This is a genomic window from Haemophilus sp. SZY H53, assembly GCF_054332375.1.
In genome coordinates, this window is the sequence record NZ_JBTGNV010000016.1 from 1 (window position 1) to 11,998 (window position 11,998).

Consider the following 11,998-nt stretch of genomic DNA (forward strand, 5'->3'; position numbering starts at 1 on the left):
TTTCACAACAGTGCGTCGTTGTGTGGGGCGTATTATAGATATTTCAGAATTCTTTGCAAGTGCTTTTTTGTAAAAAAATGTGATTTTTTCTTGATTGAAGATCTTTTAATCAAATAGTCTAAAAAACACTATTTTTATGCTGTTTTATTCTACGAATTCAGGCTTTCCGTAAACGCCTTTACTTTTCCCCAATCGGTATATTCAATTTCTTTAGTCGCATCTGTTTCACCACCTGTAATTTTCATAATCAATTGGATCATGATACGATCAATCCATTTATAGCGTGGATATAGCAACGCACCTGCAAACACGCCGACTTTTGCTGGAGTCCATCTTATGCGTTGAAGGAACTTACGCACATAGAGATTTCCTTCTGGCGTATCTTTTCCTTCTTTTCTCGCTGTCAAATTTACGCCAAAAAAGACCGCGCTTTTTGCATTCAATAATTCGTGATGGCGTTCTACAAAACGATATACCTGTTTATTAAAGTGACCATAACGAACGGATGCCCCAATAATCACCTGATCAAAAAATTGAAGATCCAATTCCTCCATTAACGGTGAAACCACTACTTCTCCCTCAAGATACTGAGCCATAAATTCAGCAATCTTTTTTGTTTGCCCATCACAGCTTGAATATAAAATTAATGTTTTCAATATGCCTTCCAAAACGCTGGTGTAAAGAGTATCAATAATGTAAAAATTTCTAAACGCCCACAAATCATAGCAAAACTAAAGACTAATTTGGCACTTTCTGGAACATCAATAAAGTTTTCGTGAACAAGGCCAAGTCCTGGTCCTGCATTCGTTAATGTGGCGAATACTGCCCCCATCGCATCAAAAACATTCATTCCACAAAGAATAGCAGCAAAAACACATCCCCAATAAACCAGTATAAAAATAATGAAAAATGCCAAAATACTTTCTATCATTCTTGGTGCTAGACGATTTTTACCTATTCGAATTGGTTGTACTAAATTTGGATGAATTAGACTATGCAGTTCTCGATCGATTTGTTTCCACAATATAAGTGTCCGTATCGCTTTTAATCCCCCAGTTGTTGAACCGCCACAACCACCAATTACCGCAGAAATCACCAGTAAAAGCCCAATAAAAGGCGGAAGATTATTAATATCAAAAATCGTATAACCAGAAGTCATTGACATTGATGTTAATTGTAATGCACCTTTTGTTACTGCCTCGTTCATATCTGAAACTAAACCGTAACCATATAAAGATAGAGATACAATACCAATAAAAATAATTTGCATCGTTAGAAAAAAACGAAATTCGGGATCTTTCCAATAATTTCGCCAAATATTTCTTTTACCTAATGCAAGAAAAGCAGAAATATGTAAACTAAAATTAACACCGCCAATCAGCATAAAAATTGTTGTAACCCAATAAATGGAAGCTTGATCAAAATAGCCGATACTTGCATCATGTGTTGAAAATCCGCCATTTGAAATTGTCGAAAAACTATGCCCAATGGCATCAAAAAAATTCATTCCTGACAGCCAATATGCAATGGCACAAAGAACAGTTAATGAAGCATAAATAATCCAAAGCGCTTTTGCCACTTCTGAAATTTTAGGCAAAGATTTTTGATCTTTAAGCGGGCCTGAAGATTCTGCTCGATATAATTGTGTCCCACCAATTCCCAACAGCGGAATTATCGCCACAGCCAATACGATAATCCCCATACCACCTAACCATTGTAAAAACTGGCGATAAAACAAAATAGATTTAGGTAAATTATCCAGCCCCGTCATTACCGTTGCACCTGTAGTAGTTAAGCCAGAAAATGACTCAAAAATTGCTGAGGAAAAAGACAGGTGCGGTTTTTCAAATAGCATGAATGGAATTGCCCCGATGCTGCCGAGTACTAACCAAAAAGCCACAACAATCAAAAAACCATCACGGGATCGTAATTCTTGTTTGTGGTGATGACAAGACCACCAAAGCAACATGCCCACGGTTAAGCTTAATGCAAAAACTTGCATAAACGCTTTACCGCCACCATCGCCATAAATAAGTGCCACAAAGGCTGGAATCAGCATCGTGCCGGAAAAGCACATGATCAAAATGCCGACAATCCGAATAATGGATAAAATATGCACAATATCTCGCTTAATTCATTTCTTCTAATTTCAACGTTCCTGCAGAACGCTCAATTAATGCTTGTTCAAAAGGTTTAATTTGATCTTCACTAATGCCTAACTGTAATGTAATCTGCACTTGAAAATCTTGCTGATAAATTTCAATTTGATGTTGCTCACACAAAATTTGGATCCAATTTAATTGTGCATAATCACAATGAACTTGGAATAACTGACGTTCGACTTTTCGTTCGGTTTCTAATAATTTTAAAGCTTGCTGCACGCCATTTCCATAAGCACGAACTAAACCGCCAGTGCCTAATAAAATGCCACCATAATAACGAACAACAACGGCACTAATTTCACCAACTTGACTACCTAGCAAAGCAGATAGCATCGGTTTCCCTGCTGTGCCTGCTGGCTCACCATCATCGGAAAAGCCTAATTGTTGAGAATTCGTTGTCCTGCCAGCCACTGCAGCCCAACAATGGTGGCGGGCATTAGGGTGCTGTGCTTTAATTTCTGCCCAAAAAGCTTTGGCTTGTTCAAGTCCTTCCGTATGTTGCAAATACGTGATAAATCGACTTTTCTTAATTTCTTCTTCAAAAACGACCGCACTTTTGGGAATAAGATATTCAGCCATGAAATAATTGCTTAAATGAATTTGTTGCGTAGTTTAGCATTAATAGCAGATTTATCGAAATTTCCCCATAATTATTGTATGATGTAGTTCAATTTCAATAAAACTGATGAATAACAATGACTGAAATGACTGCCAATAAAACCCTTGATACCGTTGGTTTACGTTGTCCTGAACCCGTGATGCTCGTAAGAAAAAACATTCGCCACATGAATGAAGGTGAAGTGTTGCTTATTTTGGCGGATGACCCAGCTACTACACGCGATATTCCCAGTTTCTGCCAATTTATGGAGCATACGCTGTTAGCAAGTGAAACCCAAGATACACCTTTTAAATACTGGGTGAAAAAAGGCCAATAAAAATGCGGCCTATATTGACCGCACTTTGTTATTCTGCCGTATTACTCGAAACGGGGTAATATTTTTTCTGAATAAATTCAGGCTTCAATAAAGCAGGGGCATTCCACCACTCAATCACCAGCTCCTGTGGTCCAGCTGCATAAGACGCAATTTCATACACGTTATACACAAAATGAATACCGTCATGATCTAAATAGAAATTATCGGTCACTTCAAAAGCGTCTTTTGATGTAAATGCTTCCTCATCTTTTACCTCACCATATCGAGTATAACGTTCCCAAAGCATCTCTTTTAATTTAGCTTGCTGATTTGGTTTAAACACATCATCAAATGAAAGTCGTTTTTTTGTTTCTAAATCAATATTAAGATAATGATCCCCCCCAACGCCATGAGCGCCACCACCATAGCTGTAATAGTTTATTAAAAATACAGCAAGCTTACCTCTTTGGTGATTAAATGCTAAATCTAAGGTTTCATCAACACCAATTATTGGGGATTCCAACATCTCTTTCTTAGCTTCATCATATGCTTTCTGGTAATCTGCTATAAGCTGCTCACGGCTTCTTGGTTTACCGTCAGCATTTTTGGAAATTTGTTCTAAAAGTAGTGTATCTAACCATTCAATATTCGTTTTTAGTGTCGAAATGCTGTAATGAAGTTTACCTTCTACAGGCACATATTCATCTTCTTTGGGCGATTTAGGATATTTGATGGTTTCCTCTTTATCAAAAATCACATCATCTTGAGCAATAATTGCTGGAATAACCTTCTCCACCTTTTCTTTTTCAGCTTTTAATTGTGTATTTTCTGCCGTCAGTTGCGCAATAGTCTGTGTTTGTTGCTCAATTTTTGCTTTCGCTTCTTTATCTTCGCAACCTGTTACAGTAAAAAGTGCGGTTAAAATTAAGGCTGAAATCAGTGTTTTTTTCATGTGTTATCCTATAAATCAAATGTATCTTTATCACGTAAAATATGGTCATTGCCTTTGCGGCGTAAAAAGCCAGTACGGTCAAAATACTCCATTAACTGTACGGTCAGTTTTCGACCAAAATTAAGCTTGTCACGTAATTCATTTACCGCAATCTTACCTTCTTCACCTGCTATTTGCTTAATTAAGCGAGCATAAGCATAAATGCTCTCAGTCAGGAAAAATCGATCTTTTACAATTGGGGTGAGATAGCCCAACTTACCTGCTTTATACATGAAATTACGCATCGCACTTTCATCTTGCGACAAGGCGGTTGCCATATCTCGCACCCAAATGGCTTGACCATGCGCTTTCTCAAATTCAGCTAACACCGCTTGCCATAAGCTTTGCTCTTCGGCTGAAAATTGGATTTTGTGTGAAGGCAAATGTAACCAACCACGAGTCTGCTGCAATTGGCCTTCATCAAGCATTTCTTCAATAAAATGATAAATCAGATTTTCCGGTTGGTTTAGTGTCGCAATACGGTATAAGCGGGCCTTACTCAAACCTAGCTGATCATTATGTTGCTCATGATAGGTAGCAAGTGCGGTCAAAATTTGCTGCGTTTTTTCACGTTGATAATCGCGATTAAAACACCAATTTTGGAAATGGATATCGCCATTCTCAGCTAATACTTCAGCCAGCTGATTTTCAGTTAGTTGCTCACTCCACATTAAAGCTTGAGCTGAAATCGCCTCTTTTTGTAAGGTTAATCCGATGCGTTGTGTGGCAGTTTGAGCCTGATTAAGTTTAGCCAAGAACGCTAAGCGAGCCTCTGTGCGCTTATAACGTTTTGGTGAATGAATTTCGAGTACCTTGGCACCACCAATTAACGCTTTCGCATCACCACTACGTAAAATTAATTTATCCCCAAAAGCTAAAAATAATGGCTGTTCTAAAATAACTTCTGCCAAAGTGCGGTCATTTTTCATTACATTTTTGCTTTCAAGCAAGGTGAGCTTACCCGTCGTACGGCTTGCCGCATGATAAATGTGCACTGGCTGACTGTCTTTCAAATTCACTTCAGGTGTAATTTCAATGGTAATACGATCGGTCGGCTCAAGTGGTTCTGAGGCTAACAACCAATCGCCGCGCTGCATTGGAGTACGATCTAAATCAACGTTTAAATTGAGCGCTAAGCGTTGACCAGCCAAACCTTTTTCGCTCGGTGTATTCTGAGCATGAATATTTTTTACGCGAACCTTTTGTCCCGTAGAAAGGAAGAGTTCATCATCAATGGCCACCGTTCCCGCAAATGCTGTCCCTGTTACCACTGTCCCCGCCCCTTTCACGCTAAAAACACGGTCGATGGCGTAACGGAACGGTTTATCTATTTCAGCTAATTCAGGTAAATTGGCCAAATAATCGCGTAACGCATTAATCCCTAAGCCTGTTTGTGCCGATGTAATAAAATAATGAGATTCAGCTAAGAATGGATAATCCGTCTGAATTTGTGTTTTTAATGCCTCGATTTGCTCATCTGTTGCTCGGTCAGCCTTGGTAATCACTACCATGATTTCAGTAAATTGAAGCTGACGCAAAATCGCTAAGTGTTCTTTAGTTTGTGCGGCAATTCCTTCATCTGCAGCAACAATGAGCATCGCATAATGCACACCACCAAGCCCCGCCAACATATTGGCGAGAAACTTTTCATGGCCAGGCGCATCAATAAACCCGAGTACTTTCTCTTTTAAAGGCAAATAGGCATACCCTAAATCAATGGTCATGCCACGTTTTTTTTCTTCCGGCAAATGGGCAGTATTTGTGCCTGTCAGCGCTTGCAAAAGGGCTGTTTTACCATGATCGACGTGCCCTGATGTTACTATGATCATAATTTTTCCACCGTATCTAATAATGCCTTAAAGTCAGCCACGCTACGTAAATCTAACCAAATTTTTCCTTTCTCAACGCGGCCGATTATCGGCTGTTCTAACGCTTTGAATACTGCTAAAAGTGCGGTCAATTTTGCCTCTGTTTTTTCTGCAATCGTCACCGCGAGAGAAGGAATCGTCGCCATCGGTTGAGAACCACTCCCAATCTGAGCAACACTTTCTTCAATCTCAACCTGGTAATCTTTTAAGCGGTTTACTAAACAGGCTTTAAGTTGTTCGGCTTTTTCTTTTAATACATCCATTGATTGGGTGAGCAAATGTAAAGTTGGCAATGTCTCAGTAAGTTTTTCAGGTTGGAGATAAAGGCGTAATGTTGCCTCAAGCCCAGCTAAAATCACTTTATCGCAACGTAATACGCGCTTTAATGGATGAGCTTGTAACTGAGCAATCCACTCTTTTTTACCGACAATAATACCAGCTTGTGTTCCGCCCAATAATTTATCGCCTGAGAATGACACCAAATTTACGCCCTGTGCGACTTTTTCTTGCACCGTTGGCTCATTCGGTAAATCATATTGGCTTAGATCAATCAATGCCCCACTACCAAGATCCGTAATCACTGGAATATCAAATTCTCGTCCAAGATCAACCAATTCTTGTTCTGAAACCGAAGCGGTAAACCCACTAATATGATAATTACTGCAATGTACTTTCATTAAGAAAGCGGTATTTTCATTGATTGCTTGACGATAATCTTTCAAATGTGTGCGGTTTGTTGTCCCCACTTCAACAAGTTTACAGCCTGCTTGAGCCATAATATCTGGAATGCGAAATGCACCACCGATTTCAATTAACTCACCACGAGAAATAATGACTTCTCTATCTTTAGCAAAGGTGGCCAACATCAAGAGTACAGCTGCAGCATTATTGTTAACGATACAAGCAGCTTCTGCACCTGTGAGTTGTGCAAGTAGTTCACTAATATAATTATCCCGATGACTGCGTTTGCCTTCTTCCAAATCATATTCTAACGCAACATTACCTTTCATCGCATGAAGCGCTGCCTGTTGTGCGCTTTCAGACCATAATGCTCGTCCTAAATTTGTGTGTAATACCGTTCCCGTTAAATTATGGACTGATTTAATTTGTACATGATTTTGTTGAGTCAAGCGATGCTGTAAATGATGTAATGTACTTAGATGATCGGCAAAAAAGTGCGGTAAATTTTTATGCTGTTTGATAAACTCGCGCCCATCAGATAATAATTGGCGTAATTCACGCACGACAGCTGAATGACCAAATTCAGTTAAAAGCATTTCACCTTCTGGTGTTTTTAAAAATTTATCTACCGAAGGAAGTTGTTGAAAAAGTGCGGTCATTTTTAATTCCTATTTCAAAATGGCATTGAATTGTAAACTAATTTACGCTAAAGTAACCGCAATTTCAATAACGGAAGGTCGTCATCTCCGGTGAGGTGGCAGGACTTCAAATCCTGTTGGGGACGCCAGCGTTCCCGGGTGGGTTCAACTCCCATGACCTTCCGCCAATCCATATAAATCTGCATAAATCCACGTAAATAATTCACCAGCAAGACCCAGTTAGAATAAGGCTTTATTGTAATTTTACGTAATCGGACGTAAACTACCAGCAACGATTTTTAGTAACATTTTTTGTACTATATTTTGGCGATAGTACTATTTTTTTGGATTCACTCCCAAATCCGGCTTAAATCTTCAAAAAACGATAGTACAAAAACTGAAATTCAACTAAGTAAATCAATGTTTTAAAAATCGGTAAATAACAGCTATTCACTGTTTTTTGATGGTACTAAAATTTATGGCACGCATAATTCAACCCTTAACCGATACGAAGATCCGCACCGCTAAAGCGGATGATTTCCCCCTAAGAGATGGCAACGGCTTATCATTAGAACTTACAAATGCAGGCTCTAAGATATGGCGGTTTAACTATCAAAAACCTTTCACTAAAAAACGCACTAATATTAGCATTGGTAACTTAAAAGAAATGGGGCTTGCAGAGGCACGCATTAAGCGTGATGAATATCGAGCCTTATTGCTTAAAGATATTGATCCGAAAGAATATGCAGACAAGCAACAACAAGAGGCTAACGATAAATTAAACCGCACTTTTGAAAAGATGGCTCACTTATGGTTTGAGGATAGAAAACTAAAAGCTAACTTTACCGAGCGCACAGCGAAAGATACGTGGGCTTTATTTGAACGCCACATTTTAAAAGCGTTAGGGGCTTATCCAATCGACAGAATCACGCCTTTAATAGCAATCAACGCATTTAAGCCATTAGAGCGAGAGGGAAAGTTAGAGACGGTTAGAAAAATCATCAATAACGTGAATTTTGTAATGCGTTATGCTTTGCATCGTGGACTGATTGAAACTAACAATCTTGCAAATATTGGCAATGAATTTGATAAGCCTATCACTAAAGGAATGAGCACTATACCACCTGAAGAATTACGGAGCTTTCTAGTTAAGTTTTATGAGGCAAGGGATAATAATCGATTCTCGCCATTGTCATTTTATGCCGTAATGCTAACGTTGCTCACAGGCAGCCGACCAAGCGAAATAGCAAAAGCCAAATGGAGCGATATTGATTTTGATACAGGCATTTGGAGTTATTTAGTGCAGAAAGGCAATAAGAACCGACCTGAGGGGCAATTACATACGGTTAGAGATTGATGCAGCGCAAGGGGGTAAGAAATGGCTAAATTAATCAACGCCCCTTACGCTAAACAGCAAGACCCCACAGGTCAAAGCCTTGTGACTATCTGCATAGGCACGCAAGCGCAAACTATCGCAAATCATTTTAATGAAATGGGTAAAAGTGCGGTAGAAATTGAGCTAGAAAATTCACTAGGCGAGCAAGGGAAATCATTTCCTTGTGTAGTGATTGATAGTGAGATTTTAGAGCAGATAGAACGCTATCGCATTGCACCTAAAAATACCCAGTCTATCCGCTTAATACAGGCGAATAATGGCGTAGCCCTATCATATGAAACGCTTGAGCTCATTTATTTAAATATCGCGCAATCCACCAGTGCAGAAAGCGTGATTTATTGCAATGAGGCTGGCGAAGTGTTGGAAGATGTAAGCCGATATATTCAACGGTTAAACGAGGACGAGGAAAGCGAAGATATAGAATAAAAAGCCTATTTTGAAAGGTATAGACTATCAATAATAAAGAGCTGATCATAATTGATTTGCTCTTTTTTTTATTCCACAGACGGAAAGAACAAGAAAAATTTTTTCCGTGTGTAGATGAGTTAAAAAATATTGGGCATTTTGGGCACGGAAACAACAAAATATAAATATATCAATCACTTATAAAAAATAGCGTGCCCAAATTACCCCTTTTCGTGCCCAAAAATAGGCTTTCCGTGCCCAATTTGTGCCCAGCCGTGCCCAGTGTTTTTTAGTTATCTATACACTTTTTTTATTTTTTCGGTGGTGGATAGCTATGGTTGATCTATAGGTAAAACTTTACTAAAACGTGGTAGAGGTAAGAATAAGGCTTTATGCAATGCATTGAGCCTTTTTTATTGAGTTTTGTCAGCAGTACGCGCGCGAGGGCAATCCAAAATATCCCGAAATATACCTGCAGGTATATATAGACAAATTTTTAAAAAAATGCTTAACTAACGCAATATTTAAAAATTGCGTTCCTTGAGTTATGAAAGTATCTAAACCCAAACCACTTATAGAGCTATTAAAAACAGAGCTTACACCTGAAAATATCCTTTTAATGAATCAATATAAAGCTATTGATGAAAAGGGACGTTATTTACATTGGGATAAATTTAAGCGCATTTATACAAAAAACACCGATTTTGCGTGGCTAGCTACAAAATTAAGTCGCGGTGCATTACTGAATCATTTTTCTATTGGGCAGTATGATTTTTCTTATGCTGTCCCTACGACTTTGCAAGCCTTGTTACACTTCATTGATAAAACCTCAGGTGGAAATATTGGCGTAAATAATCTTACGGAGTTAAGCCAAAGCGAGCAGAATAGATTCTTGTTAAAATCACTCATTATGGAAGAGGCGATAACGTCCGCACAACTTGAGGGGGCGGTAACTACGCGTAAAGTAGCTAAAGAAATGCTAGAGAAAGCGCGGAAACCAAGCAATAAAGATGAAATGATGATTGCCAATAACTACCACTTAATGAAACAAGCGATCGCATTAAAAAACACCCCGCTTTCAATGGAAATGATTTTAAAGCTTCACAGGACAGCAACACTACAAGCAATAGAAAATAATGCAATAGCGGGCGAATTAAGGGGGGATGATGAAATCTTTATTGCAGATTATGACGGAAATATCATTTATCAACCGCCTAAATCAACAGATTTACCCAATTTAATGCAATCCCTTTGTGATTTTGCTAACACCAATCACAACGGCATAGATGCAGAATTTATTCATCCCGTAATTAAAGCAATGATACTTCATTTTCTTGTTGGATTTATCCACCCTTTCGGAGATGGTAACGGCAGAACCGCACGTGCCTTGTTTTATTGGTTTATGCTAAAAAATGGCTACTGGTTGTTTGAATATATTTCTATCAGTCGGTTACTGAAAGAAGCACCAGCTAAGTATGCGCGCGCATATCTGTACACAGAAACTGACGATTTAGATTTAACTTATTTTCTTTACTATCAAGCGGAAATTATTCAAAGAGCAATTACCGATTTAGAAAAATATATCAGTGATAAACAAAACAATTTCAAAGCCTTTAGTGCTGCTATTGCACAATTTACAACAAGCGTTACACCTAAACTAAATGATAGACAAGTGCAGCTACTACAAAAAGCATCAAAAGAAACGGGGGCTATTTTTACAGCTAAGGAAATAAGTAGAGAGTATGACATAACCGAAAACACCGCACGAAAAGATTTGAAACGCCTTGCTGATTTAAATCTATTTGGGCAATTAAAAAATGGGAATCAGATAGGCTACATTACGCCTAGCGACTTATTAGCACGCTTAAAAAAATAGAATAATTAATCAAGGATAAATAAAGGCTTGATGCAGTACATTGAGCCTTTTTTATTGAGTTTTGTCATCAGTACGCGCGCGCGAGGGGGTGATAAAATCGCTATGGGTTTTGTCTATCAAAACCGCCCATTCAACTCAATTTTTACAACCGCAAAATTAATATTTTAGATGAAAGATGATGATGCCTAGAAACCTAAAAATTAGCCGAAAACCGCGAGCCCGAAACCCCGTGGAAAGATGCGCCCCCTTAGGAGTACCTTTTAATCTCTAGCTACTAGCGATAATCATCACTCATCATTGCACGACAAACAGCAGAAACAAGATGCTTTATCCCTTCCCTTTGTGAATTAGAAAATTTGTCAAATAGATCTCATTTTTCTTTTTTGCTGGTGGCTAGAAGTGATTAAATGGCAAAAAAAGTGATAAATCACTTTCATTAATCACTTTATCACTTGTGTATCACTTGTTAATCACTTGTCTTTTTATTTTTTATAATCAAATGCTTACAGTGAGAAATGACCATTGGAAGTGAATAAGTGATTAAACTTCGCAAAAAAAATCTCCCGCGAAAATTTTTATTTTTTACTATAAAAGATAGCGAGCTATCATTACGCGGTTAAGATGTTTAAAGTTTGATTTTGGGCACTGGTAAATCATCATTTAGGGTTGCTTTCAAATTTGGTTAAAAAGTAATCAAAAATCAACGGAAAAAATTTTTTAGTACCATATTTTGTACTATATTTTTGATGCCAAAAAATAATATCATTATTTTTCATAAAGTTATGATTCAAATTCAACTCCCATGACCTTTCGCCACTTTTTTCCTCCAACAAATATTTCTCTCTTCCTAACATTCACTTTTTTAATTTGAATTTTCATCATAATTTTGCGGAATTTTAGGCAAACAAAAAGGCGTATCTTTCGATACGCCTTCTTAATCTAACTTGTTACAGTTAATACATCAATTATTTGATGATTTTCGCAACAACGCCAGCACCTACTGTACGGCCACCTTCACGGATTGCGAAACGTAAACCTTGGTCCATCGCGATTGGGTGGATTAAGCT

The 11,998-nt window shown here is 38.2% G+C and carries 10 protein-coding genes, 1 tRNA gene and 1 pseudogene; 5 read left to right on the forward strand and 7 right to left on the reverse strand.

The window, feature by feature from the left end:
• Positions 1-149: 149 nt before the first annotated feature.
• From hemG to ACXVWB_RS10915, 3 genes are read right to left on the reverse strand one after another with little or no spacing between them, the layout of a single operon-like run.
• The gene (gene hemG / locus ACXVWB_RS10905) at positions 150-656 is read right to left on the reverse strand and encodes a menaquinone-dependent protoporphyrinogen IX dehydrogenase (RefSeq protein WP_289902529.1); all 507 of its coding nucleotides are present in this window, start codon (positions 654-656) and stop codon (positions 150-152) included.
• Positions 653-2,119, reverse strand: a complete 1,467-nt coding sequence (locus ACXVWB_RS10910; protein ID WP_289902528.1) for a TrkH family potassium uptake protein — start codon at positions 2,117-2,119, stop codon at positions 653-655. The genes hemG and ACXVWB_RS10910 overlap by 4 nt, the downstream gene beginning before the upstream one ends.
• 10 nt (positions 2,120-2,129) lie before the next feature.
• Positions 2,130-2,741 carry a YigZ family protein gene (locus ACXVWB_RS10915; protein ID WP_289902527.1) on the reverse strand — a complete coding sequence of 204 codons (612 nt, stop codon included), beginning with the start codon at positions 2,739-2,741 and terminating at the stop codon, positions 2,130-2,132.
• 116 nt (positions 2,742-2,857) lie between these two features.
• On the opposite strand from ACXVWB_RS10915, the gene tusA reads away from it, so the two are divergent.
• Entirely contained in the window at positions 2,858-3,097 is a 240-nt protein-coding gene (gene tusA, locus ACXVWB_RS10920; RefSeq protein ID WP_289902526.1) for a sulfurtransferase TusA, read from the forward strand.
• Between the two features lie 28 nt (positions 3,098-3,125).
• On the opposite strand, the gene ACXVWB_RS10925 is transcribed toward tusA, so the two are convergent.
• Genes ACXVWB_RS10925 through selA form a run of 3 tightly spaced genes read right to left on the reverse strand, consistent with a single transcriptional unit; the run spans position 3,126 to position 7,275 of the window.
• Positions 3,126-4,028 carry an RsiV family protein gene (locus ACXVWB_RS10925; protein ID WP_289902525.1) on the reverse strand — a complete coding sequence of 301 codons (903 nt, stop codon included), beginning with the start codon at positions 4,026-4,028 and terminating at the stop codon, positions 3,126-3,128.
• 8 nt (positions 4,029-4,036) lie between these two features.
• A complete protein-coding gene (gene selB / locus ACXVWB_RS10930) occupies positions 4,037-5,896 on the reverse strand; it encodes a selenocysteine-specific translation elongation factor (protein WP_289902524.1) in 1,860 nt (619 codons plus the stop codon).
• Positions 5,893-7,275: an L-seryl-tRNA(Sec) selenium transferase gene (gene selA / locus ACXVWB_RS10935; RefSeq protein ID WP_289902523.1), complete on the reverse strand. Its 1,383-nt coding sequence runs from the start codon at positions 7,273-7,275 to the stop codon at positions 5,893-5,895. Before selA ends, selB begins: the two co-directional genes overlap by 4 nt.
• 72 nt (positions 7,276-7,347) lie before the next feature.
• Between selA and ACXVWB_RS10940 the strand changes: the two genes are divergently transcribed.
• The 4 genes and pseudogenes from ACXVWB_RS10940 to ACXVWB_RS10955 all read left to right on the forward strand — a co-directional run bounded on the left by ACXVWB_RS10940 (position 7,348) and on the right by ACXVWB_RS10955 (position 10,931).
• A tRNA-Sec gene (locus tag ACXVWB_RS10940) sits at positions 7,348-7,442 on the forward strand.
• A 290-nt stretch (positions 7,443-7,732) separates the two neighbouring features.
• Positions 7,733-8,602: pseudogene (locus ACXVWB_RS10945) on the forward strand (tyrosine-type recombinase/integrase); the annotation flags it as partial.
• 30 nt (positions 8,603-8,632) lie between these two features.
• Positions 8,633-9,076, forward strand: coding sequence for a hypothetical protein (locus ACXVWB_RS10950; RefSeq protein ID WP_225852629.1), 444 nt, complete (start codon positions 8,633-8,635; stop codon positions 9,074-9,076).
• Between the two features lie 526 nt (positions 9,077-9,602).
• Positions 9,603-10,931, forward strand: coding sequence for a Fic family protein (locus ACXVWB_RS10955; protein WP_369866960.1), 1,329 nt, complete (start codon positions 9,603-9,605; stop codon positions 10,929-10,931).
• 965 nt (positions 10,932-11,896) lie between these two features.
• On the opposite strand, the gene ACXVWB_RS10960 is transcribed toward ACXVWB_RS10955, so the two are convergent.
• On the reverse strand, positions 11,897-11,998 hold a 102-nt coding region (locus ACXVWB_RS10960), incomplete at its 5' end, for an EF-Tu C-terminal domain-related protein (protein ID WP_077495063.1).

Excerpts from the sequence above, each read along its gene's own strand:
- ACXVWB_RS10950 (WP_225852629.1), top strand. The coding sequence starts at position 8,633 with ATGGCTAAATTAATCAACGCCCCTTACGCTAAACAGCAAGACCCCACA.
- selA (WP_289902523.1), bottom strand. The coding sequence starts at position 7,275 with ATGACCGCACTTTTTCAACAACTTCCTTCGGTAGATAAATTTTTAAAA.
- ACXVWB_RS10925 (WP_289902525.1), bottom strand. The coding sequence starts at position 4,028 with ATGAAAAAAACACTGATTTCAGCCTTAATTTTAACCGCACTTTTTACT.
- selB (WP_289902524.1), bottom strand. The coding sequence starts at position 5,896 with ATGATCATAGTAACATCAGGGCACGTCGATCATGGTAAAACAGCCCTT.
- ACXVWB_RS10955 (WP_369866960.1), top strand. The coding sequence starts at position 9,603 with ATGAAAGTATCTAAACCCAAACCACTTATAGAGCTATTAAAAACAGAG.
- ACXVWB_RS10915 (WP_289902527.1), bottom strand. The coding sequence starts at position 2,741 with ATGGCTGAATATCTTATTCCCAAAAGTGCGGTCGTTTTTGAAGAAGAA.
- tusA (WP_289902526.1), top strand. The coding sequence starts at position 2,858 with ATGACTGAAATGACTGCCAATAAAACCCTTGATACCGTTGGTTTACGT.